This is a genomic window from Pseudidiomarina xizangensis (assembly GCF_052541995.1).
The window spans coordinates 165,752-191,163 of sequence record NZ_JBOBQA010000001.1 but is presented as its reverse complement, the minus strand read 5'-3'; the positions used below and the strand labels follow the sequence as shown (position 1 = coordinate 191,163).

Below are 25,412 nucleotides of genomic sequence, written 5' to 3'. Positions count from 1 at the left end.
CCTCAATCTGACCTTATACCAGTTAAAAAGTGCAATATGTCTTGAAAATCTAATCTAAATTGTCTAACCTCAAGGGATAACCTTACTGGTCAGACCTCTAACCACAACGACGGAGTATCATTATGAGTGTCGCCTTATGGATCATCGCCACCTTGCTTGTTTTTGGTGGTCTACTTTATTACCGCACTTCGTTGCTGGTCACTAGCCTCGGGTTAGTTGGTATGTTTGCCATCGGTAGCCTGTTCGGCATCGTCGGACCGGTACTTTGGGTGTTGTTGGCGCTGCTACTTGTACCGTTGAACATTACCGTCATTCGCCGTGGCATGTTGAGTAAATCATTACTCAAAATGTACCGCAACATTATGCCGGAGATTTCAGAAACTGAGAAAGATGCCATTGACGCTGGTACCACCTGGTGGGAAGGCGAATTGTTTCGTGGCGCGCCAAATTGGAAAAATTTACACAGTATTCAAAAGGCTGAGCTAAGCGCTGAAGAACAAGCTTTCATAGATGGTCCGGTCGAAGAAGTCTGCAAAATGCTCGACGATTGGGAAGCAACTCATGAACTCGCCGATATGCCTGAAGAGGTTTGGCAGTATCTGAAAGACAATAAATTCTTCGCCATGATCATCAAGAAACACTATGGCGGTCTTGAGTTTTCAGCTTACGCGCAATCTCGTGTATTACAGAAGCTTGCTGGCGTCAGTACGATCCTGGCAAGTACCGTCGGCGTGCCTAATTCGTTAGGCCCAGGCGAGCTGTTACAGCTCTATGGTACAGAACAGCAAAAAGATCATTATTTACCCCGTCTCGCCACCGGTGAAGAAGTTCCTTGTTTCGCCCTGACCAGCCCGGAAGCAGGTTCGGATGCAGGTTCAATTCTAGATACCGGTATCGTCTGTAAGGGCGAATGGGAAGGCAAAGAAGTCCTCGGTTTACGACTTAACTTCGACAAGCGTTACATCACGCTTGCGCCGGTCGCTACGGTGTTAGGTTTGGCCTTTAAAATGTACGACCCTGACCACCTGTTGGGTGACAAAGAATCATTGGGCATTACTGCCGCCTTGATTCCGCGTGACACCAAAGGCGTTGAAATTGGTCGTCGTCACTTCCCGCTTAACGTGCCGTTCCAAAACGGTCCTATTCGTGGCGAAGACGTATTTGTACCACTCGATTTCATTATTGGTGGTGCCGAAATGGCTGGCAAAGGCTGGCGTATGCTGGTTGAATGTTTATCGGTCGGCCGGGCTATTACCTTGCCGTCGAACAGTGCTGGCGGAGTGAAATCTATCGCTCTGGCCACTGGTGCTTATGCTTACATTCGTCGCCAGTTCAGATTACCTGTAGGTAAAATGGAAGGTGTCCAGGAAGCCATGGCACGCATTGGCGGTAACGCTTACCTGATGGATGCAGTCACGACGCTGTCAACCAAAGCTATCGATCTGGGCGAAAAGCCATCGGTGATTTCTGCCATAGCGAAGTACCACATGACTGAAAAGCTGCGTGCCTGCATGGACGACGCCATGGATATTCATGGTGGTAAAGGTATCTGCTTAGGTCCAAACAACTATCTCGGACGTGGCTATCAAGGTGTGCCTATAGCTATTACCGTGGAAGGTGCGAACATTCTTACCCGCAGCTTGATGATTTACGGCCAGGGCGCGATTCGCTGTCATCCGTATGTATTGGAAGAAATGCTGGCCTCAGCTGAAGATAACGCAGAAGGTTTGAAGCGTTTTGATAAAGCCATTTTCGGCCACATTGGCTTTGCCATGAGCAACTTTGTACGCTCGTTCGCACTAGGCTTAGGTGGCCACCATTTAAGTAGCACGCCTTACACTGACAGCACTAAGCAGTACTACAAGCAAATGAACCGTTTTAGCGCCAACCTTGCGTTGTTGTCTGACGTTGCCATGGGTGTGCTTGGTGGTTCATTGAAACGTAAGCAGCGTATTTCTGCGCGTTTAGGTGACATGCTGAGCTATCTCTACATTGGCTCTGCAACCTTGAAACGCTTTGCCGACCAAGGGCGTCAACACGACGATTTACCGTTGCTGAACTGGGCCATGCAAGATAGCTTGTACAAGCTGCAGGAAGCACAACTTGAGCTACTCGATAACTTCGGTTTTGTCGGTAAAGCCATGCGCGTCATCATGTACCCGTTTGGCCGCTTCGTGAAACGTCCTTCGGATCGTTTAGACAGCAAGGTCGCGAAGATCTTACTGAAACCAAACGCCAGCCGTGAACGTCTCGGCGAAGGTCAATTCCTGTCGCCAGAAGGCCAGTTTGGTTACCTTGAACAGACCTTACGCGACATTATCGAAGCTGAGCCGTTACACGATCGTGTGCAGCGTGCTGCCAACGAGCGTATGCCGTTTGTCTTCTTAGATAAAGTAGCAGCGAAAGGTAAAGAGCTTGGGGTATTGAGCAACGACGAAGTCGCCCTACTCGAACGCGCCGAAGAAGGTCGTCTACGCGTGATTAATGTTGATGATTTTGCTCATGAAGAACTGATGGCAGGTAAAGCCGCTCACCAATGGGCACTGAAAAATCTCAGTAAGAAATCAAGCACAGCTTAAACCCTTGAACTTTTAAAACTAAAACGGCGCCAATTATTGGCGCCGTTTTTTATTTCACGCTTTGTTACTTAGTCTTTAACACTGGTAAAACGCAAATAAGGTTTCACGGTTTTAAAGCCTTGTGGAAACTTTTTCTCAGCGTCCGCCATAGCAACCGTCGGTGGAATGATCACGTCACCGCCAAGTTCCCAATCTGCTGGCGTCGCTACACCATGTTTATCACCTGTCTGCAACGCATCGATCACGCGCAGGATCTCAGCAAAGTTACGACCGACACTCATTGGATAAGTCATGGTCAGACGGATCTTATGATTTGGATCGATGATAAATACTGAACGCACCGCGGCAGTTTCACTTTCACCGGGGTGAATCATCTCGTACAGCTCAGCCACCTTCTTGTCTTTGTCAGCGACAATCGGAAACTTCAACGAGGTGTTTTGGGTTTCGTTAACATCGTTGATCCAGCCCTGGTGTGCTTCTACAGTATCCGTAGACAGGCCTAAAGGCTTCACGCCGCGCTTCGCGAACTGTTCTGCTAATTGCGCAGTACGCCCCATTTCAGTGGTACAGACTGGCGTATAGTCCGCTGGATGACTAAAGAAAAACACCCATGAATCTTTTGCCCAGTCGTGAAAATTGATCTTGCCCTCGGTGGTTTCGATATCGAAATCCGGGGCGATATCACCAATACGTAATCCCATTTTAATTACCTCTCAGTTGTTAACTCACTACACTTAAAACGTGTTAGGAAGATTGTAGTAGTCACTCCACAATTATGCGATCTCACCGGCTTGGTCGGTGTTCGCGGTGGCATTTTTTAGCGCGTCAGATCTGGACCTCTGGCCGGCGGAGGACCCAGTATAAAATAGTGGCGGTGAGCCCACAGGCGCCGATGACATAGAGCATGCCCAGTGGCGTGATGTGGCCGACCACATTAACGATGGCAGAGATAATGCCAGCAATCAGGAATTGCAAGCTGCCAGTGACTGCGGATGCAGAACCGGCGCGTTCTTGTTGCTCGGCTAACGCGCCGGCCATGGCGTTGGGGAATACCATGCCCAGCGTGCTGACGTAAGCGAAGACAATAAAAAGTACCAGCCAAAAGTTGGCATTGAGCGTGGCCAACACAATGGTAGTTAGTGAGATCACTGCCAATACCGGCAGCGATTTATTTAAAATTTTACGGGCATCACGCCGGCGTAACAACCAAGCGTTAAACTGTGCCATGCCAATAATACCAATGGCGTTGAGACCAAAAAGCCAGCTGTAGTGGGTTGGGTCCAGCTCAAAATGGTCGATAAATACCAAGGGCGAACCGGTAATGTAGGCAAATAGCCCTGACTGAGCAATTCCACCGGCTAACGAGTAACGCAAGAAGCCTCGGTCGCGTAATACATCCCAGTAAATAGGCAAACTACGGCGCATACGCACCGCTCCGTTGTAACTTCGGGTTTCCGGCAGCCGAACATGGACGATCGCCATACAGGCTACAGCGAGTGCCGCGACAATGACAAATATTGCCTGCCAGCCGAAGGCTTTGGTCACATAAGCGCCGGCTAACGGCGCTAATATCGGTGCGATCCCCATCACTAAAATCAGAAACGAAAACACCTGAGCCGAGGCTTGTGGCGTATAAAGATCGCGTACCATGGCCCGCGCAATGACTAAGCCGGCGCATGAGCCGATGGCCTGGAAAAAACGTAAAACAATCAGACTTTCAAGATTGGGTGCATAAGCGCAAGCAAGGGACGACACGATGTAGATGGTCAAGCCGAAATACAACGGTGGCTTGCGACCCCATTTATCAGAGGCAGTACCGTAGAGCAACTGGCCGATAAACAGTCCAAAGAAAAACGAGGTTAACGATAATTCAACGCGATTTGTTTTCGTGCTATAGCTGGCAGCAATATCGCCAAACGCTGGTAAGTACATATCAATGGAGAGTGGCCCAAACATGGTTAGCAGGGCCAACACCACAACCGTTAAATCGAATCTTGCCTTATCAGATACCGGTAGTTGCGTCATTCTTCGACCGATTGATAGCTTTGGGTGCTATGTTCACTCGGCCGTTGTATTAGTTTTGTTTTACGGGCCCAATCGACGAACGATTGGGCATAGTTCACGTAGGTATCCTGAACTCGCCCGGCAGCCTCCAACTCGCCCAGTAAAAACCAACCGTCAGCGCCACCCGCAAGGAAACTATTGGTGATCATAGTGTAGCTTCGGTTGGGTTCAATCGGTTGCCAGCCACCGCCAGTTTTCACTGCCAAATGACTGATACGTTCACCATCAGCCGCTTGCAGGTCCACATCAAATTGGATCCCTGCGCCGTGCGGATACGCGCCATCGGAACCCGATTCTGACAATGCGTAAGTTAAGGCTTGTTCTAAAACTTGGTTAACTTCAGCACCGGTAATTTCTATTTCAACCAAAGTATTCGCAAAGGGAAGTAAGCGATAGACATCGGCGATCGTCAAGGCTCCCGCATTAAGATCGGTGCGCACCCCGCCCCCATTTTGTAATGCGAAATCGGCTTGTGGCGCACTCGCCAGGAATGCTTTGGCCACCACTGCGTGTACGTCTGATTGACGACCAACACCGCAATCAGCGATCGTCATCGGCCCCATACGCTTCATGCACAGACGCGATTCAACGGTGGCAATTTCAGTTTTGGTTAACTCATTCAGACGGTCCTGAAAACCAACTAAGAGTTTCTGCGCCGCAGCATCTTTTTCGATTGCGCTAAATTGTGGCAGCGCGGAAATTGGCTCTGGGGCATTAATACTGACTAACATGTGCGCCTGGCCACCACAGCTGGCGACGGCATCGCCACTGAATTTGATTTGCAGTTCACCGACGACCTGGCTGTATTGCCAAGCGTGCGCGATACACACTGGCTCGCCGTCGAGGTTCACGACTTGCGTCGGATAAGGACCCACCGTCGGCAATCCGTTTAGCGCGAAATCACCCATCAGCGTGTGCGAATCTCCGCCAATAATGAAATCAACACTGGGTAACTGTTCCGCGATGCGAAGATCGTTTTTGTACTGTATATGCGTCAACAGGCCTATTTTCTCGATACCCTGTTGTTGCAGCTCTGCAATATAAAACTGGGCAGTGGCCAGCTCATCGGAAAACTCAGTGGTTGCATCAGGCTGTGATGAATTCTTAGTTTTGATCGCGATATCAAGCCCAATTACACCGACCTTTTCGCCTGCCAGCTGAAAAATAGCATAGGGCTTAAAGCTATCCCAACGGGTTTTCGGGGTTAGCGGCGAAACACCGACTTCAGGTCGAACGTTGGCAGCAAGAACTTCGGTACGGCAATCTTCAGTGAAGGCCAGGGCATCAAGAAAATGCTTGAGTCCGGCATCGCCATTATCGAATTCGTGATTGCCCAGCGCAAAGGCATCAAAACAGACTTCGTTCATTAACGCTGCATCGGCTTCACCTTCATATAAGGTATAAAACAATGTACCCGTAATGGCATCGCCGGCATGCAATGCGAGCACGTTCGGATTGCTGGCGCGAATAGCATCAATTTGGCTAACAACCCGGGCGAAACCACCCGTCTCAAGCTCGTAATTTTGTCCATTGACTTGAATCGTTGTGCCTTGTCGCGGCAGTAAGTTTGAATGGTGGTCGTCAATATGGGCAACGGTCAGTTCGAATTCTGCGGCGCGCTGTGGAGACTGCGCACAACTCGCTAATGTGAGCATGGTTGCCAGTACGCCTAATCCTAAAATGTTCTGTTGCCATTGTTTCATGTTATTTCACCAGTCCTATTTCGCGTAAGCGCTCCATCAGATAATCATCTGATGAAATGGCGTGCCAGCGCTTAGGATTTTCATCACTAATGCAGCTCTCCAGTGGATCAATGACCACATCTGGATTGAAGTGCAAGAAAAACGGTATCGAGTAACGTGATTTATGACTATAAGGTGCCGGTGGATTCACCACTCGGTGTGTGGTTGACGGTAATACACCATTGGTCATGCGTTGCAGCATGTCACCCACATTACAAATAATCGCACCTTCGATGATAGTTACTGGGATCCAACTGCCATCTTTGGCTAAAACTTCGAGTCCAGGTTCACGTGAACCTACCAACAAGGTTAGCACGTTAATATCTTCGTGTGCGCCGGCCCGAACAGAAGGTGTGCCTTCGTCCACAATAGGTGGATAATGTAAGGGCCGTAAAATCGAGTTCCCCAAATTCACCTTGTCATTGAAAAAGTCGCGCGGTTGTTTCAGGTAAACTGCAATCGCTTCCAGAACCCGCAAACCCAAGGCATCTAAAGCACGATACAAACGCAAAATTTTCTCTTTGAACTCAGGCAGCTCCGCAGGCCATACGTTTGGAGTTAACTGTTTGAACGGTGGCTCACCGTTGATTTCACGACCCACATGCCAAAACTCTTTCAAATCGACGTGCTTGGCATCCTTAGCGATTTCCGTGCCAAACGGTGTGTAGCCACGCGCACCACCACCACCAACGATATGATACTGTTTCTTAATCGTTTCCGGCAGAGCAAACAGTTCCCGGCAACTATCAAGAGCCTCTTCAATGAGCTGCTGGTCAACACCATGCCTGGTCAATGCCACAAAACCATTGGTTTCATAGCCTTCGCCAACGTGTTGGGCAAAGGCCTCAAAGTCTTGGTCATAGAGGCTCATATCAATGTGCGGAATGGATTTCATCAGTGCCCTTTCGATACTGTTAAAAACAGCTTTGTATTTTAGGATTATTGCCAGCTGAAAACAACGAAAAGCCGCAAAAAGCCACGGGTAAAGCTTTAGTAAACTACGTATCTTAACTGCCAATTAGCGCGCACACTGAGTATTCGATTAACTGCAACAAGGTTGTTTACTATGAAAACGTTAAGCAAGACCATCTATTTTGGTGTTTTCTCCGGTGCGTTTCTTTGCGCAACCCCGACCTTTGCACAGACACAGAACACTATACCGTTCGAAGCACCACAAACACGGCAGGCTTATAATTTCCTGAGCGCAGGTGTTGCGAATCACGATAAGGCTGGTGATAGCATCATCATCGAAGGTAGTTATGAGTTTAATTCACCGTGGTTTGTCAGCGGGTACGTGCTCGATAGCGATGATGGTCCATTCGGCAACGGGCGCAATGCGCAAGGTGTCAAAGTAGGTCGTTACGTTTGGTTAAACAACAATCTGGTCGCTGATTTTGCAGGTAGCGTAGGTCAAGTTGATTTTGGTCAGGCCGATACTGCTTACTGGGGTGTTGAAGGTAACCTTCGTACCCGTATCGAACGCTTCGAAATTTACGGTGGCCTTGGCTGGGTAGACTACACTGACGCTGGCAGTGATAATCGGTACCAGCTTGGTACACGTTTTTACATCACTCCTGAATTTGCTGTAGGCGCGCGTTATCAAGACAGCGATTTCGGCGATGGCTTACGCATCGAAGCCAGTTATCACTTCTAATAAAATCAGGTATGCTGTGAGTTATAAGATGTCGTAATTGGAGTTCTTGTATGTCACAGCTACCAGCTTTTCTCACGCTTTATCGCGAGCTCGTCGCTACACCTAGTGTTTCCTGTTTAGATCCCCATTGGGATACCAGCAACAAAGCTGTCATCGATAAACTTTCAGGTTGGTTAACAACCCTGGGATTCGAGGTCAGTATCAATGAACTCACTCGCCAACACGGCAAATTTAATCTACTAGCGAAATTCGTTCCGCCAGGAAGCGATAGTCGTGGTGGTCTGCTGCTCGCTGGCCACACCGATACCGTCCCGTGGGATGAAGGCCGCTGGACCCGCGATCCGTTTCAACTTACCGAAGCTGACGGCAAACTCTACGGACTCGGCAGTGCCGATATGAAAGGCTTCTTTGCTTTCGTGCTGGAGGCGCTACGCGGTCTCGATTTAGGTAAATTTAGCAAACCTATTTATGTGCTTGCCACCGCCGATGAAGAGACGACTATGGCGGGTGCCCGGGAACTTGCAGCATTCGGTGACCTGCGGCCAGATTATGCAATTATTGGTGAACCGACATCTATGACTCCAGTGACGATGCATAAAGGGCATCTCACCGAAGGCATCCGCGTGACAGGTAAAAGTGGCCATAGCTCGAATCCAGCAGCTGGGCTCAGTGCCATCGAAGTTATGCACGATGTCATTTCTGGCTTGCGCGACTTACAACGCGACTTTCAAAAACGGTTCCATGACAATCACTTCGCCGTTCCGTACCCGACATTAAACTTCGGCAATATTCATGGTGGTGACGCCGCTAATCGCATTTGCGCATGCTGCGAGATGCATGTTGATTTGCGCCCTTTGCCAGGTATGCAAATGAATGAGCTCTATGGCTTGATTGATGCGAAACTGCAACCTCTGCAGCAGCAATACCCCGGTGCAATTTGCCTGGAGCATTTGCATGAAGCCATTCCCGGTTACCGTTGCGATCCAGATTCAGCTATTGTGAATCTCGTACAGGAAGTCACCGGCAATAGTGCACAACCGGCCAATTACTGCACTGAAGCGCCCTTTGTGCAAGATCTTGGCTGCCAGACCATCGTCATGGGCCCTGGCTCTATCGCGCAAGCCCATCAACCCGATGAGTTTATTCGCCTTGAAGAGATTACCCCGGCACAGCAGCAACTGCGCACTATTATTACCAGAGTCTGCCAGAATTCAGGTTAATCGATTTCACCGAGAATTCGTTTCACTGGTTTGAAACTGCGCCGATGAATCGGACAGGGGCCGTGTTCCTGCAGCAACGCCAGATGAGCTGGCGTTGGATAGGCTTTGTGCTTGGCGAAATCGTACTGCGGATAGCATTCATGCCAGGCTAACATCTGTCGATCACGCTCAACCTTAGCCAGTATCGACGCCGCACCGATACACGCGTATAGCGCATCTCCACCAATCACCGCTTCGGCTGGCACTTGCAGTTTCGGCAGCTTATTACCATCTACTAACACCTTCGCTGGTGCAACGGGCAACGCCTCCACTGCGCGTTGCATGGCCAATAATGATGCCTGCAAAATGTTGATCGTATCTATTTCACCCACATCACATTGCGCAATCGACCAGTACAGCGCTTTTTCCTTAATTTCCCGGCTTAAAGCCTCTCGTTTTTTCTCCGAAAGTTTTTTGGAATCATTAATCCCTGCGATCGGTCGTGCTGGGTCGAGAATAACCGCAGCGGCAACCACAGGGCCAGCTATAGGACCGCGTCCTGCTTCATCGGTGCCACAAATCATAGTGTCTCTTGTGCTTCTTTGGTGATGGGGTATGATACTTTCGTCGAACAAATAATAACAATACTTAAAGGGGTTTCTCATGTCTGATTCATCCTCGTTACTCAACCGTATGCTCGACAAAGTCGAGAAAGTGGGTAACAAACTTCCAGATCCTGCCGTCATGTTCTTTGGTCTATTGATCATCGTTTGGGTTTTCAGCTTCTTACTCTCCGGTGTGCAATTCGATGCCATTCACCCGTTGACCGGTGAAAACGTGGAAGTGAACAACTTACTGAGCGGTGCTGCCATGGCTGACTTTCTCGCCAACATGGTTGGGACGTTCATGGGCTTTGCACCTTTAGGAGTGGTTCTGGTTGCCATGTTGGGGGTTGGTGTTGCTGAACGCAGTGGTTTTATTAATGTGGCAATAAAACTCATGTTAAATGTCACACCAAAACTGTTGCTGACTCCTGTACTTATCATGATTGCGATTGTCAGCCACACTGCGGTCGATGCCGGATATGTGCTGGTTATCCCACTCGGTGGAGTCATTTTTTACGCTGCGGGTCGTCATCCGCTAGCTGGTATCGCTGCAGCGTTTGCCGGTGTCTCTGGTGGTTTCAGTGCCAACTTCGTGCCTTCCGCGGTTGACCCATTATTGCAGGGCTTCACGCAATCTGCAGCGCAGATTCTTGACCCATCAATTCAGTTAAACCCATTAAATAACTACTACTTCACCGCAATGTCATCGATTATTGTGATACTCGTGGGTTGGTATCTGACCGATCGGGTTATCGAACCACGCTTAAGTAAAACCCCAATTGATGGCGATCAGGACGATATGCCGGCGCTCGATGATGTCACGCCACGTGACCGTAAAGCGTTCTATTCTGGTGTTGTTACCATGGTGGTTGGTCTGGTTGCCTTGTATTTTGCCGCAACTGCTGAGAACACCCCGTTGGCTGATCCGACCGGCGAGTTAGCATCCTTTAGCGCTCCGCTGATGCAAATGATTGTTCCCTTAATTTTCTTGATGTTTATCTTACCTGGTATCGTGCATGGTTATGTGTCAGGTAACTTTACCAACTCGCAGGATGTCATCAGAGCAATGACTAAATCGATGGAAGACATGGCTTACTATATGGTCATGGCGTTCTTCTGCGCTCTGTTTATTAAAGCTTTTGGTGATTCCAACTTAGGTATTTTGTTGTCAATTAAAGGTGCTACCTTCCTTAGTTCACTGGAGCTTTCCGGCGGCGTGACCATGGTCGGTATTATTTTCCTGGTTGCCTTTATCAATTTATTTGTCGGTTCGGCATCGGCAAAATGGGCGTTGATTTCCCCGATTTTCGTGCCCATGCTCATGCAACTCGGCTATTCTCCTGACCTTACCCAGGCCGCCTATCGTGTGGGTGATTCAACCAGTAACATTATCACCCCACTGTTACCCTACTTCCCGCTTGTTGTGCTTTACTGCCAGCGTTACGTTAAGGGCACAGGTATTGGTTCGTTGGTTGCCTTGATGTTGCCGTTTACTGTGAGCTTGCTGGTGTTGTGGTCAGCATTCTTGATTATCTACTGGATGCTAGGCATTCCACTCGGTATTCAGTCCAACTACATTTACCCAGCGGGCTAAGTGATGCATTACTTTCAAGGTAAAACCGTTTGGCTTACCGGTGCCTCTTCAGGCATCGGTTTAGCTATGGCGCAACAGCTCGCTGCAGCCGGTGCACACCTGATTTTGACCTCGCGCCGCGCAGAAGTGCTCGAACAGGTACGTGCTGACCTTGCGCATCCAGAGCGCCATAAAGTGCTCGCGCTCGACTTAAGTCAACCTGAGAACGCCGCAGAGCAAGCGCAAACTGCACTTGGTGACCAGGTGATCGATATCTTGATTAATAATGCGGGGGTCTCGCAGCGTTCACTGATCCTCGACACCGATATGCAGGTCTATCGGCAATTAATGGAAATCGATTACTTTGGCGTTATTGCGCTAACCAAACTGGTGTTACCGCGTATGGTGGAACGACATAGCGGCCAAATCGTGACCGTCTCAAGTGTTGCTGGCAAAGTTGGGACCAAACTCCGAAGTGGCTACAACGGTGCTAAGTTTGGCGTGATCGGCTTCATGGATTCATTGCGTGCTGAAATGCGCGAACATGGACTGGTTGTGACTTCAATCTTACCGGGTTTCATTAATACCCAGGTGGCGCACAACTCGTTAACCGGCGATGGCTCGGCACTAGGTCATGAAGATCCAGATAATGCTGGTGGTATCAGTGCTGAGGAATGCGCGCGGCGCTCACTGCAAGCGATTGCCGCACAAAAAGCGGAAGTGGTCGTTGGTTCGGGGCTATCGAAACTAGCCCCGTTCTTGCAACGCTTTGCACCGGGACTGGTGCGCCGCATGGTGGCTAAGCGTTAAAGTTACTTCTCGACCTTACACCATGTGCACCAGCATTGACGTCGGATCCTCAAGGAACTCCTGCCAACGCTTATTGAAGCGAGCAATAGTGCCGCCATCAATAATCCGGTGATCACCTGACCAACTCACCGTCATCAACTTCCGCGCAACCACATTACCGTTAGCATCAAAGCGTGGTAACTCTTGCACTTTACCCAAGGCAACAATTGCTGCTTCCGGTTTGTTGATAATTGGGGTTGCTACGGTGCCACCGATAACGCCAATATTCGAAATAGAGATGGTACCACCTTTCATGTCTTCTTGAGCAACACGCCCTTCGCGGGCGGCTTGCGTCAACCGCGTGACTTCATTGGCAACATCAATCAAGCTCTTGTTTTGTACCTGTTTAACGTTTGGCACTAACAAACCAATCTTGGTGTCGACCGCCATACCGATATTGTGATCATCGAAATAGGTCACCTCGGTACAATCGTCATTCACCTGAGCGTTCATGATCGGGAACTCTTTTAATGCTAATGACAACGCTTTGATGAAGAATGGCATCATGGTAATGCGCACGCCTTCGTCTTTATAGCGTTCTTTAAGCTGTTTCTGGAGTGCCATTATTGCGGTGAGATCAAACTCATCGGCATAGGTGAAATGCGGAATAGTACGCACCGACTCAGTCATTGCTTTGGCCATAGCAGCTTTGACGCCGCGGATGGCTTCGGTGTGCTTACCACCAATGGTTGCTGTTGGCTTGCTTGTCTCTGCTGAACTAGCTGGCGTGGTTTGAGCTTGCCCCGTAGTAGAACTACGGGCTACGAATTGCTCGACATCTTCTTTCATGACCCGGCCTTTGGCGCCGGAGCCTTCTACTTGGCTAATATCAACGTCCAATTCGCGAGCACGACGGCGCACTGCTGGACTAGCGATAGCTTTACCCTGACGTGCAGCTTGCGGCACAGCCGCGTGGCCGGGTTCAGCTGCAGTTTGCTCAGATTCGGTCTTGCTGGTTGTTTGGTCAGCAGCGGCAGATGCGCCAGCAGCCTGATCTGCGTCACCTTCGACGCGAACGGCAAACAGCGGCTCATGCACTTTCGCAATGTCACCCTGTTTGTAATAAAGCTTTTCGACTACGCCGTGCTCTTTCGCCGGAATTTGCACCAGGGCTTTATCGGTCATGACATCAACCACAGGCTGGTCTTCTTCGATAGTGTCGCCTTCTTTAACCTGCCACTCAACAATCTCGCATTCAACGATACCCTCGCCGATATCTGGCAGGATGAAGTCGGTGACGCTGCTGGAAGACTCCGATTTAGCTGGTTCAGCCTTGGCGTCTTTAGTTTCCGCAGAGTTCGCTGATTCAGGTTCCCCCGCAGTAGAACTGCGGGCTACGTCTGCGTCGTCGGCGTCTTCGGTAACTGCGAACAGTGGTTCGTGAACCTTGGCGATATCGCCCTGCTTGTAATAGAGCTTAGCTACCACACCGTCGTCTTTTGCCGGGATCTGCACCAAGGCTTTATCGGTCATCACATCGACCACTGGCTGATCTTCTTTTATGGTGTCACCTTCTTGTACCAACCATTCGACGATCTCGCACTCTACGATGCCTTCGCCGATGTCTGGTAAGATAAAATCTTTACTCATAGGTCACGGCCCTCTTAATAGGTCATCGAAGCTTTAACGGCTTCGTACACTTTCAGGTGGTCAACGACATATTCTTTCTCGTGACACAATGGGTACGGGGTATCTAAACCGCACACGCGAGCGATTGGCGATTCCAAATAGAGGAAGCATTGGTCCTGTATGGTCGCTGCAACTTCACTGGCAAACCCACTGGTCAACGGTGCTTCTTGGGTCACCACCAAACGACCGGTTTTCATAACCGACTCAGCAACCGTCTCAGCATCCCATGGCAGCAAGCTGACCAGGTCAATCACTTCACAGTCGATACCGTCTTCAGCAGCCTTATCGGCCGCTTTTTCGGCCATCTCAACCTGTGCGCCCCAGGCGACAATCGTTAGATCCTTGCCTTCACGAACAACGTCAGCTTTACCGAGCTCAAGCGTATATTCTTCTTCCGGCACTTCACCCGTCGAAGCACGGTACAGGCGCTTCGGCTCCATGAAAAGCACTGGGTTTGGATCAAATATCGCACTCAACAACAATCCCTTAGCCATATAAGGGTTGCGTGGCATGACAATTTTCAAGCCCGGCGTATGCGCAAAATAAGCCTCTGGCGATTGTGAGTGGTAATGCCCACCGGCAATACCACCGCCGTATGGCGTACGTATGGTCAAGCCTCCGACATTGAACTCATTACCTGAGCGATAGCGGAACTTGGCAGACTCATTCACAATCTGATCAAAAGCGGGGAAAATATAATCGCCAAATTGAATTTCAGCAATCGCATAACTACCTTGCGAGGCCAAGCCATTCGCAAAACCTACAATACCTTGCTCAACCAACGGCGTATTAAAATTACGATGCTGCCCGTATTTTTCGGTTAAGCCTGAAGTGGCGCGGAAAACCCCACCAAACGAACCGGTGTCTTCACCAAAGCTATAGACTTTTTCATTTTTCGCCATTGCAATATCAAGTGCACTATTGATGGCTTGTAGCAGATTCATCTTGGCCATTACTTCTCTCCCCCATCAATACGTGACGCTGTTTTCGGGTAAGCCTCTGGGTACTTACGAATATGCGCTTTTAATTCTTCAAGCTGCTTCTTCAGCTGCTCAGGTGGGGTGTCGTAAACATCAGTAATGAGCTCATCAATGTGCGGCGCAGGAACTTTCTCAGCTTTTTTCAGGGCTGCAAGAACTGCTGCTTTTTTCTCAGCATAGATTTCTTCTGCATCTTTTTCAGTCAACCACTTCTGCTTGATCAAATAAGTTTGGAACCGTGCGAGTGGATCTTTCGCGCGCCAGGCATCTTCTTCTTCGCGCGTACGGTAGCCCGTCGGATCATCCGAGGTTGAATGACCCGCCATGCGGTAAGACATACCTTCGATCAATACTGGTTCATCCTCTTCCACAGCCAGCTTACGCGCCAGCTGTGTGGCCTGGTAAACGGCGAGAATGTCATTGCCATCGACCCGAATCGTTTTCATACCATAAGCGACACCGCGTGGCGCAATACCATCACCGGCATACTGCTCACCCTGAGCCGGTGTAGAGATTGCATAACCATTGTTGCGGCAGAAGAAAATGGCTGGAACTTTGTAAACCGCAGCCATATTCAAGGCAGCGTGGAAGTCGCCTTCCGACGCAGCCCCTTCACCAAAGTAACAAATGGTGCAATTACCGTTCTTCTCCATTTTCTGACCGTACGCATAACCTGTAGCTTGCGGGATTTGGGTCGCTAATGGTGACGCAATCGTCATGAAATTCAGATCTGCACAACCGTAATGCACAGGCATCTGACGACCTTTACCTAAGTCGCGTTCATTCGAGAACAACTGATCCATAAACTGCTCAACGGTAAATCCGCGATAGGCTAATGCGCCCTGCTCGCGATATTGACCCATGATCATATCGCCGTCATCGAGTGCCGCAGCTGAACCAATACTCGCTGCTTCCTCACCGAGGGATGACAAGTAAAAGCTGATTCGCCCCTGACGTTGGGCGGCGATCATACGCTCATCCAAAATACGGATGAACTGCATGGTATCGAACATTTTAAGTGCCAACTCTTTATTGAGCTTCGGCACCTCTGCACCTTTATGCACGGTGCCATCCTCTTTGAGGATTTGAAGCATTGGAATCTTTAACGCAGAACCGTCGATAAATTTCGGTTCCGTCACGATTTCAAGCTGGTGTTGTTTATCCTTTGCCATAACTTTCTCGTTCTCGGAAAAATTGCGCTCACTTTACCTTTACGTCAACTGACATGCAAATGAGCAAGGTTGCTTTAGTTAAAAAATCAGACCAGTTGCAGTCGTTTCTTGGATACGTCTATTACCGTCAATAATGCCCTTTGCCCCAATGCTACTTTGGCGTTGGGAAAGACAATTCGCTCACCCGCACGTTCCACGCGATACTCAGTGTCACCATCGGTTGCCAGCAAGTAGCCTTGTTCAAAAGCAGTGAAATTCGCAACATCATCCGGGAAATGCAAAGTAAAGTCTTCAACTGTACGGTTTATTGTACGGCAAACATCAAAAACTTTAGTCCGGTAGGGGTCAAATTCCGGTAACGACAACTCATGTTCAACGATGAGTCGAGTAAACATCTGCTCTGCTGCGGCAAACTTGCTGCGGTCATTCTGACCAAAAGGTCGTACTTTACCCAGCTCGACGGTAAAGGCTTCGGCAGCATGCGTGCGTGCACTGTAATAGCTAAAAGTCGTGGTTGGCGACTGACTTAACAGCATTGTGGTCACACCGCACTCAGCTAAAAAGGTGAGTTGTGATTTTTTGTACGGACCGCCATGAGTAAATGGATGCACGGCAAATTTTTCGTATTGCGAATCACGAATAGCTGTATGTAGATCATAATGAAAACGCTGGCGTTCGCCTGCCGGGGCATCGTTGTAAAACGCCGTAACGTAATGCTCTAAATTGGCTGCACGTTTATGTTCCGGCGTGTGCCCGTCGGCATGAGCACCACTAAATAAGCGGTTCATGTTCATATCCACAAAACGTTTGTTAATTGCTATCGCAGCAGGGTTGGCAATCAAAAACAAGGTGCGCTGCACCGGTTTTATTTCACCTTGCATAATCCCTTGAACCATATCGCGAATAATTTCGATGGGGGCTGTTTCATCACCATGTACGGCACACGAAAATACCACGTCTTTAGTACCTGGTGCTGCGGGCTCGATCACCACCACGCCATAATCTTGAAAAATAAGCTGGCCGCCAGCGTAATCGACGGTTTTATTCAGCAGTTGTGCTTCTTCTGCCAACTGCTCACCAGCATAACCAGCGAGAGTCCATTCGAGTACATCAACATCATTCAGCTTCACTTTTCGACTCCTGTTGTTTAAAGCGTCCGGGCTCCAGTCCCTTGACTGCTAACAACGATCGTAGCACTCGAGAACGGTATTCGCGGCGGTACAGTACAGACACAACCACTATGGTCGCGGCAACAAACAATAAGGGGTGCAGGAACCAGCATAAAAATGCCAGGGCAAAGTAGTATGCCCGCAGACCATTGTTGTATTCATGACCGGCTTGATCGAATACCTTTGCCGCTTGGTGCGCAAAGACATCCCGCTGTTCATCGGTGAAGTCAGTACTGCGATATTGTGGTGCTGCACCTACTAATACCGAAACGAAGCCGAACTGACGGATTGCCCAGGTAAACTTGAAAAAGGCGAAAACAAAAATAAGTGCTAATCCAGCGAGCTTAAACTGCACCTTGTCCGGTGATGTTGCGGCTGTAAACGGCAGCGATTGCAGCACCACCACGACTTTGTCTGCGGAGGCTAACAAGGTCAGCACACCTGCCAGAACGAGTACAGTTGAGGATGCAAAAAAGGTCACCACCCGTTCGACGTTGCCCAACAACGCAGCATCCGCAATTTGGTGTTCTTTACGGGTAAGCGTTGTCATCCAGTCGATACGCAACTGTCGGAGGATATACGAGAGACTATAGGTTGTGCGGGCACTTATTCGGGCAAATTGGGTGTAAAAAACCCAAACCGATACAAAAAATGCCAAAGTTACAATATCGAGTGTAGTTAAACTCATGCCATTGACCTTGCGCTGACAGCATCGTTAGCAACCGCACGGCCGCTCAATGCGACCATGCGAGTTCGTTAATCATTGTAAGGTCATTAGTTTACCATTATGTGACGGAATTGTCCGACACTGATTTAGGCGCTGGTTTCTCGGCCAAGCCATACCACGACAACATAGTTTTGAAGCCGCGCTGGGTGTCATCCAGAATTAAATACAAACATGGAATGAGTAACAAGGTGATAACTGTCGCGAATAAGATACCAAACGCCAATGAAATCGCCATCGGGATCACCATTTTGGCTTGTAAACTCTCCTCCAGCACAATGGGTAGCAAGCCGAAGAAGGTCGTCAAGCTGGTTAAGATAATCGCACGAAAACGTGCCGACCCAGCATCCTGCACGGCGGTACGCAACGATACCCCGTCTTTGCGCGCTTGGTTAACGTAGTCAACCATAACCAGTGAGTCATTCACCACTACCCCGGCAAGCGCGATAATTCCGAACAAACTTAGGATCGAGATAGGCATACCAAGAATCCAGTGCCCTACTACTGCTCCAATCATACCGAAGGGGATTACCGACATGATAATCAGCGGCTGACTGTAAGACTTCAACGGTATTGCCATCAATGCATAGATTGCAAACAACGCCAAAGCAAATCCTATTGCTAACGAGCTCGTTGCCTCAGCTTCGTCTTGCGAGGCACCTTCCAACTGGAAATTCACCGACGGATAGTTATCCAATATAGGTCGGATGTGTTGCTGCCGCATCTGTTGCACTACTTCAAAGGGTTCAACACGCTCTTTATCGACCCGTGCCCTGACGTTAACCGAACGCTCACGATTGATACGGGTAATTGTGTTATAGCCCTTCGCAAAGCGAATATTAGCTAATTCAGTAAATGGAATTAAGCCACCATTGGCTGTGCGTAGCTTCATGTCTTCCAAATTACCCACTGACTGACGTTCGTCAAGCGGGTAACGCACCATCACCCGAACTTCTTCGTCGCCCCGCTGGATACGTTGAGCTTCTGCGCCATAAAATGCATAACGTACCTGATTAGCTAAATCGCTAAGCGTAATACCCATCGCGGTCGCTAAAGGCTTCAACTCAAGTATGATTTCGTCGTTACCAGCACCAAAGGTATCTTCGATATCAAACACCCCTTCAAACTGACCCAGCGCTTGCTTAATTTCTTTTGCTGCGGCGGCGAGCTCTCCAAGATCCTCGCCAGCCAGCTGAAATTCGATATCAAAGCCGCCACCACCACCGATACTACCTTGGAAATTAATTGCTTTTACCCCAGCGATTTCCGGTGTTGCTTCGCGCCAACGATTAATAATTGCGAAACCATCGATTTCGCGCTCTTCACCTTTTGCCAGTTCACTCATGACCATGCCACTGCTGGTGCCATTGAGCCAGGTCGTGGTGTGGCGCACAACATCGGTACCTTGCTTGTCTTTGACGTCTTGGTTTACTTTCATTAACGACGACGTCAACGTCTGCAGTGCATTAATGGTCGCTTCTTCTGATGACCCTGGTTGCATCTCAATACTAGTCTGAATAAAGTCACTAGGGATATTAGGGAAGAACACCCAACGCACCACACCACCGCTGATCAAACCAATCATCAGAATAAACATTCCGATAAACGAGGCTAACGTGGTGTAGCGGTAGTGCAGACATTTCTTTAAGAACGGTCGATAATAGCGTTCAACAAACACCCGTAGACTATCTGAAATTCTGTTCCGAGTGCGCTGAAACGCGTTCTGCTTTTCATTAGCTGATTTGCTGAATTTCATTGCTGCGATGTGCGCAGGAAGAATCAATTTTGACTCAACTAATGAGAACGCCAGACAAAGTATGACCACCACCGCGATTGATTCCCAAATCGCCCCCATACCACCATCTACCATGAGCATCGGGATGAACGCTACCATAGTGGTTAACACCCCAAAAGTTGCGGGTATCGCAACTTTCTTTGCGCCTCTCACCACGTTGTCTGTGGTTTTGCCATACTTTTCAATTTCCGAATAGGCGCTCTCTCCTATAACTATGGCATCGTCCACCACAATACCGAGCACCAAAATAAAGCCAAACAAACTGATCATGTTGATCGAAATATCAAACATCGGTAGGGGCATCAGCGCAATGGTACCCAAAAAGCAAATCGGAATACCGATCATGACCCAGAACGCTAACCGCAGTTGTAAGAACAGCGACAGCATCAAGAACACCAACAAACCACCAGTGACCATATTGTCGGTCATCAAGTCGAGGCGTCCCTGCAAATAATAGGACGCGTCTCCCCAAGTAGTAACCTTAACTTCTGGTGGTAATTCTTTTTGCTTGCGCTCGATGTAATTACGCACAACCTCAGCCACCGCCAAGTCGTTTTGATCACCTACCGAGTCAACCTTGACGAAGGTCGCCGGCTTGTTATCAAATTGGGTAAAGCGACGACGTTCAATGAATTCATCTTTGACTGTGGCAATGTCCCCAAGGGTTAAACGCGTGCCATCAGGTCGGTTGATAAGTACTATTTTTTCATACTCTTCACCGAAATAAGCTTGGTTGTTCGCGCGCAACAAAATATCGCCGTTTGGTGTGCGAATCGAACCACCAGCAACATCAATGGAGGTACCGCGAACCGCATTCACTACCTGTTGAAAGGTAAGGTTATAACGCTGCAGGTTTTGCTCCGAGATCTCAACAGAGATCTGGTAGTCGCGCGCCCCGACAACATCGACCTTAGTGATGCCACCTATAGATTTCAGATCGTCGCGTATCGACTTCGCCAACTCCTTTTGGTTGCGTTCAGTCATATCGCCATAAACGCTGATCCAAATGACTTGCCGCTGCGGCCTAATACGATAAATATTGGGATTTTCAATTTGCTGAGGAAAATTTGGTATCGCATCCACCAGCATTTTCACTTCATCCATGACCACTTGTGGGTCATAGCCACTTTCAATCTCAACGGAGACAGAGCCACCGCCTTCACGTGCAGTTGAGACAATCCGTTCTACGCCATTGACGTCCTGTAAAGCATCTTCAATGAGAACCAGTACGCCTTGTTCTACCTCTTGTGGTGCTGCACCAGGAAAGGGGACCTGGATGTTGATGTTGTTCAGTTCAATTTCTGGAAACATCTGTTTCCGTACTTCGAACACCATAAACAGACCGGAAATAATTATTAACAACATCAACAGGTTGGCAGCAACTCTATTATTTGCCCACCAGGCGATTAGGCCACGTTCCTGATTAGGTTCTGAAGCTTGGTTTGGCGTTTGCATGGTCACTATTCCTTACTCGTCCGCTGAAGTTTCAGTAGTTTCATTGCTGACTTCAGTCGGCTCACCTGAATCACTTGGACCTTCCATTTGCTCCGGTAACGGATCACCCGGCAAACGCACTTTCATACTCGGCAGCGCGTTGCTCAGCTGGGTTAGCACAACGTTGTCTCCCGGTTTCAGACCTTGGTTAACGATCACGTGATTTTCTTCAGCGCGTAGAACTTCAACATGCTGACGCTGCAGACGGCGATCGCTATCCACTAACCAAACATTGCCGTCGGTGGTCAGTGCATAGCGCGGAATACGGTAAACATTCTCGACAAAAACTCCTTCGATTTCTAGTGCGACAAAACGTCCAAAACGTAACACGCGTTCATGCGTTTGCCCCGCTCGGTTGTACGGGTCACGGACTTCAACCACGCCGTAAATTACACGACTACTACTATCGAGCACGCCCTCACTGCGGACCAGCCGACCTTGCCAGTGATACATTTGCCCTGCCACTTGAGACGTCAGACGTACTTCTGGGAAGTCACTGGTTTGCGCAGAATCCGGTAAATTTAAATAGGCGAGGTCGCGGTCGCTTAACGGAACCCGTACTTCTGCGATTTCCGTGCCTAACATTTCAGCTATTTGACTACTGACATTCACGTATTGTCCCAAATCGACATTTTTACTTTGCAACACACCAGCAAAAGGTGCGCGAATCACCGTGCGATCCAAATCACGTTGCGCTTTTGCCACCGCAGCTTCAGCTGACTGCATGGCCGCCACTGCACTTGCAACTTGTGGTTTACGTAGGCCTAAATCTGGTATTTCCCCTAACTGCAATGACTCCCATTCTTCACGAGCCACTTCGGCGCGCGCGCTTTCTTCGGCTAACGCAGCTTTTGCTTGGGCAAGGTTGGCTTTTGCACTTTGCAGCGCCACTTCATAGTCACGGCTATCGACCTTAACCAAAACATCGCCTTTATTGAAGAATCCACCATTTTGAAAATTCGTTGCTATCTCAGTTATTTGACCGCTAACTTGCGCAATCAGGCTAGTGGTATGTTTTGGCTTTACATTGCCTTGACCGCTAACCAGTAAATTAATATCTTGCGGTTCAGCTTGTTGCACCTCGACTAATACCGCAGGACGTTCTGTTGAACGCATGGGCATTTCCGAACGCATCATGCCCAATACGACGACCAAACCAATGGCAACAAGAATAATCAGTGGTGGTAATAGCGCACGCTTTTTGAAACTCATCTAAGTCATTCCAGTTCAACATGAAGATGGCGCATAGTATGCGCCATCTCTTAGGGATTATTAAGGCAGATTATGTTGCCAGTTGTAACAAATGAAACATTATCCATTTAACAAATAGCTTTCACCCGCTTCAATAGCACGTGGCCCACCCGCCAATAATACGACATCGCCTTGGCGCAAGGTGAAATCGCCGTGCACTTCGCTAAACTCCTGGTTATCACGGCGCACAGATTTTACTTGCAGTGCAAGATCATCAAGCGCTAATTGGGCAAGTTCTTTACCACAAGCATAGGCGCTATCGGTCAGTTGTACTGCATGCAAAAATTGCAACCGATCAATTTTCTCTGGATCCATGTCAGTGGTCTCACCAGGATAAAAACCGTGCATATCACCATAATGCGATCGTCTGGCCTGATCTAAGCGCGCTAAGATCCTACGTATTGGCACGCCGGTGCGACTGAGAATTTGTGATACCAGCATCAAACTTGCTTCTAGCGTATCTGGCACAACTTGTGTAGCGCCAGCGTCCATCATTTCCTCTAAGCGCAGATCATCGCGCGAGCGCACAATAATTTCAGCATGCTCATTAAGTTCACGAATAGCCTTGAGAACTTCTAACGCTTTTGCGTCCTCTGCAAAAGTGATGATGATGAGTTCAACTTGGTCAGCATGAACTGCTTTTAAAATATTACGTCGTCCACCGTCGCCGAAAAATACATTCGCACCACCGGCAATCGCCTCTTGCACCCGTTTGGGGTCATGATCAATGGCAAGGTGGTCAATGCCTTCGTTAATTAAGAAGCGACTGACCGTTTGCCCGACCCGACCAAAACCCAATACCAGTACTTTTTTCGGTTCTGAAACGTCGGGCTGCGTAATAGCAGCGTCAGGTTTAGCTTTACTCTTACGCAACAGAGGCGCCACCATCTGCCGGCTACGTTGAATGACAAGGGGCGTAACGGCCATCCCTAAGACCCCTACTCCCACCAGCAAGGAAGCAATGTCTTGGGGCAGTAATGCGTAAGAAAGTGCCAGAGAAACCAACACAAAGCCAAACTCCCCCATCTGGAACAGCATGAGTCCAGAGCCCCAGGCGTCTTCTTCGCGTTCTCTCATAACTCCTGCTATAGCGCGTACCACCAGCATTTTAATTAAGCCTATCACCAGCACCGCCAGCGCAATCCAGTGAATGTTCTGCAAAAACACCATAAGATTTAATTGCATACCAACGGTTATGAAAAATAGCCCCATGAGAATATCGCGAAACGGTCGAATGTCCGCCTCAAGCTGATGTTTATACTTACTTTCACCGAGCATCATACCCGCTAAAAACGCACCTAAGGCCATCGAAAGTCCAAACAGATGGGTTAAACCACCGGCTACTAATGCCACCAATAGCGTGGCTAGAACAAAGAGTTCATCGGTACGAAGCCGGGCTATTTCACGAAAAACATGAGGTAGCGCCCATTTGCCGATTGCCATCAACAACACCACAACCCCAGCACCTTTAAGCAAAGCGATACCGAGACTTTCCCAAATACTGATATCGGTTGAGGTACTCGCCAATAGCGGAATGATAATCAGCATAGGCACCACCGCGATGTCCTGAAATAACAACACTGCGACGGTTGACTGGCCTTTGCGAGTGGTTAATTGTGACGACTCGCCTAACTGCTTGATGACTACAGCGGTTGAACTTAGCGCCAGGGTGCCGCCAATCACCATCGCCGCCGTCCAGCTTCCGGTCCAGGCGTACGCTAGACCCGCAAACAACAAGGTGCAAATAATCACTTGTCCCGCACCAAGACCAAATACTAAACGTCGCATCGCGATCATCTTGGGCAATGAAAATTCAAGCCCCAACGAAAACAGCAGTAGTACTACACCTAATTCAGCAATGAAGTGGTACTCATCAGGGTCCTTAATCCATGCGGTAACGTCAGGTCCAGCAACAATCCCTGCTACTAAGTAGGCCAAAATAGCTGGTAACTTGATACGCCGAAAAGCCCATACTAAAACGACGGCGATGGCGAGGAGCAATAGTACGTCAGCAAAAGTTCCGTTCACTTTGGTTTCCTTTGAAGGTAGAGACCAAGACAAATCAAGCTTAAGCCAATTAAGGTCGTCACTTGAATCACTTCATCCAGTATAAAGTAGATAAGTATAAGACTGATGAACGGACTCAAAAAAATCAACATGGAAAGCTGCGAGGTTTTTTCTGCGGTCCGCATTGCGGTTAACCAGAGTAAAAAAGTAAGCCCCATTTCGAACACGCCGACGTACGCTGCCGCAGCCCATGCCCGCCACTCTTGCCAGGGGAACGGCCGCGGATCGATAGCGACCGTGACGGCTAAAAATAAAGTTCCAAAAGCGAAACACCAAAACATCGCTGGGATCGGTGGATCGGTATTTTTAGTATTGATTAGCCAATAACTGGCCCACAGCAGTGTGCTTATAAGTGCTAAACCAATGCCAAACCAATTGGTTTGCTGAAAATTCCAGTGTCCGCCGGTGGCAATCAATACCACGCCACCATATGCAATGAGCATGGCGCTGAGTTCGCGCACACTCAAACGTTGCTTCAATATAGGTACCGCAAGCAACGCCATGGTAATCGCCCAAGTGTAGTTGATTGCCTGCGCCTGCTGTGCGGGCAGTTGATCATACGCCGCAAACAGTACCCAGTAGTAAATAAACGGGTTTAATGCTCCTTGCAAGCTGTAAAACACCCAACGGTGGCGACCTAATTGAAGCGTCTCGCGCAAGCGTCCCTGCCATAGCAACAGGCCTAAAAAAATTAGTGTACTGGTTGCTGCAGCCAGAAATAACAGGTGCAAAGGGGTTAGGTACTCGAGCGCGATTTTAAATGCTGTAGCTACTGTAGACCACAAGCCAACAGCCGCCAAACCAAAAGCCAATGCGCGTTTCTGATTGGGTTGCACAAAGGGGTCAGTTGCAGTCATTAGCAGCCT

General features: G+C 49.0%; 19 protein-coding genes. 5 read left to right on the top strand and 14 right to left on the bottom strand.

What is annotated here, in order from left to right; all coding sequences use genetic code 11:
• Positions 1–122 precede the first annotated feature (122 nt).
• Positions 123–2,579: an acyl-CoA dehydrogenase FadE gene (gene fadE / locus ACQ5ES_RS00870; RefSeq protein WP_445014075.1), complete on the top strand. Its 2,457-nt coding sequence runs from the start codon at positions 123–125 to the stop codon at positions 2,577–2,579.
• A 68-nt stretch (positions 2,580–2,647) separates the two neighbouring features.
• Here fadE and ACQ5ES_RS00865 read toward each other — a convergent pair whose 3' ends face one another.
• The 4 genes from ACQ5ES_RS00865 to ACQ5ES_RS00850 form a co-directional block, all read right to left on the bottom strand.
• Positions 2,648–3,280, bottom strand: a complete 633-nt coding sequence (locus ACQ5ES_RS00865) for a peroxiredoxin (protein WP_445014074.1) — start codon at positions 3,278–3,280, stop codon at positions 2,648–2,650.
• 124 nt (positions 3,281–3,404) lie between these two features.
• Positions 3,405–4,604: a multidrug effflux MFS transporter gene (locus ACQ5ES_RS00860; RefSeq protein WP_445014073.1), complete on the bottom strand. Its 1,200-nt coding sequence runs from the start codon at positions 4,602–4,604 to the stop codon at positions 3,405–3,407.
• Positions 4,601–6,346 (bottom strand): bifunctional metallophosphatase/5'-nucleotidase, encoded by a 1,746-nt coding sequence (locus ACQ5ES_RS00855; RefSeq protein WP_445014072.1) that lies wholly within the window; start codon positions 6,344–6,346, stop codon positions 4,601–4,603. Before ACQ5ES_RS00855 ends, ACQ5ES_RS00860 begins: the two co-directional genes overlap by 4 nt.
• A 1-nt stretch (position 6,347) precedes the next feature.
• Complete coding sequence (locus tag ACQ5ES_RS00850; protein ID WP_445014071.1) at positions 6,348–7,280, bottom strand: isopenicillin N synthase family dioxygenase; 933 nt, start codon at positions 7,278–7,280, stop codon at positions 6,348–6,350.
• 171 nt (positions 7,281–7,451) lie between these two features.
• Between ACQ5ES_RS00850 and ACQ5ES_RS00845 the strand changes: the two genes are divergently transcribed.
• Positions 7,452–8,039, top strand: coding sequence for a hypothetical protein (locus ACQ5ES_RS00845; RefSeq protein ID WP_445014070.1), 588 nt, complete (start codon positions 7,452–7,454; stop codon positions 8,037–8,039).
• 50 nt (positions 8,040–8,089) lie between these two features.
• On the top strand, positions 8,090–9,259 hold the full coding sequence (gene argE / locus ACQ5ES_RS00840; protein ID WP_445014069.1) for an acetylornithine deacetylase: 1,170 nt from the start codon (positions 8,090–8,092) through the stop codon (positions 9,257–9,259).
• Here the strand turns inward: argE and rnhB are convergent.
• Positions 9,256–9,822, bottom strand: coding sequence for a ribonuclease HII (rnhB, locus tag ACQ5ES_RS00835; RefSeq protein WP_445014068.1), 567 nt, complete (start codon positions 9,820–9,822; stop codon positions 9,256–9,258). The genes argE and rnhB overlap by 4 nt on opposite strands.
• A gap of 79 nt (positions 9,823–9,901) precedes the next feature.
• On the opposite strand from rnhB, the gene ACQ5ES_RS00830 reads away from it, so the two are divergent.
• Together ACQ5ES_RS00830 and ACQ5ES_RS00825 are read left to right on the top strand one after the other, a co-directional pair.
• Positions 9,902–11,437 carry an AbgT family transporter gene (locus tag ACQ5ES_RS00830; RefSeq protein WP_445014067.1) on the top strand — a complete coding sequence of 512 codons (1,536 nt, stop codon included), beginning with the start codon at positions 9,902–9,904 and terminating at the stop codon, positions 11,435–11,437.
• Between the two features lie 3 nt (positions 11,438–11,440).
• Complete coding sequence (locus ACQ5ES_RS00825; RefSeq protein WP_445014066.1) at positions 11,441–12,226, top strand: SDR family oxidoreductase; 786 nt, start codon at positions 11,441–11,443, stop codon at positions 12,224–12,226.
• A 15-nt stretch (positions 12,227–12,241) separates the two neighbouring features.
• Here the strand turns inward: ACQ5ES_RS00825 and ACQ5ES_RS00820 are convergent, their stop codons facing one another.
• The 9 genes from ACQ5ES_RS00820 to ACQ5ES_RS00780 all read right to left on the bottom strand — a co-directional run bounded on the left by ACQ5ES_RS00820 (position 12,242) and on the right by ACQ5ES_RS00780 (position 25,403).
• Entirely contained in the window at positions 12,242–13,855 is a 1,614-nt protein-coding gene (locus tag ACQ5ES_RS00820; RefSeq protein WP_445014065.1) for a dihydrolipoyllysine-residue acetyltransferase, read from the bottom strand.
• A 14-nt stretch (positions 13,856–13,869) separates the two neighbouring features.
• Positions 13,870–14,847 (bottom strand): alpha-ketoacid dehydrogenase subunit beta, encoded by a 978-nt coding sequence (locus ACQ5ES_RS00815; RefSeq protein ID WP_445014064.1) that lies wholly within the window; start codon positions 14,845–14,847, stop codon positions 13,870–13,872.
• Entirely contained in the window at positions 14,847–16,046 is a 1,200-nt protein-coding gene (locus tag ACQ5ES_RS00810) for a thiamine pyrophosphate-dependent dehydrogenase E1 component subunit alpha (RefSeq protein WP_445014063.1), read from the bottom strand. Before ACQ5ES_RS00810 ends, ACQ5ES_RS00815 begins: the two co-directional genes overlap by 1 nt.
• 86 nt (positions 16,047–16,132) lie before the next feature.
• Positions 16,133–17,170 carry a succinylglutamate desuccinylase gene (gene astE, locus ACQ5ES_RS00805; protein ID WP_445015346.1) on the bottom strand — a complete coding sequence of 346 codons (1,038 nt, stop codon included), beginning with the start codon at positions 17,168–17,170 and terminating at the stop codon, positions 16,133–16,135.
• Complete coding sequence (locus ACQ5ES_RS00800) at positions 17,163–17,903, bottom strand: DUF599 domain-containing protein (protein ID WP_445014062.1); 741 nt, start codon at positions 17,901–17,903, stop codon at positions 17,163–17,165. The genes astE and ACQ5ES_RS00800 overlap by 8 nt, the downstream gene beginning before the upstream one ends.
• Positions 17,904–18,000: 97 nt before the next feature.
• Positions 18,001–21,189 carry an efflux RND transporter permease subunit gene (locus ACQ5ES_RS00795; RefSeq protein WP_445014061.1) on the bottom strand — a complete coding sequence of 1,063 codons (3,189 nt, stop codon included), beginning with the start codon at positions 21,187–21,189 and terminating at the stop codon, positions 18,001–18,003.
• A 12-nt stretch (positions 21,190–21,201) separates the two neighbouring features.
• Complete coding sequence (locus ACQ5ES_RS00790) at positions 21,202–22,440, bottom strand: efflux RND transporter periplasmic adaptor subunit (protein ID WP_445014060.1); 1,239 nt, start codon at positions 22,438–22,440, stop codon at positions 21,202–21,204.
• Between the two features lie 99 nt (positions 22,441–22,539).
• Positions 22,540–24,507, bottom strand: a complete 1,968-nt coding sequence (locus tag ACQ5ES_RS00785; RefSeq protein WP_445014059.1) for a cation:proton antiporter — start codon at positions 24,505–24,507, stop codon at positions 22,540–22,542.
• A complete protein-coding gene (locus ACQ5ES_RS00780) occupies positions 24,504–25,403 on the bottom strand; it encodes a DMT family transporter (protein ID WP_445014058.1) in 900 nt (299 codons plus the stop codon). Before ACQ5ES_RS00780 ends, ACQ5ES_RS00785 begins: the two co-directional genes overlap by 4 nt.
• Positions 25,404–25,412: the final 9 nt, after the last annotated feature.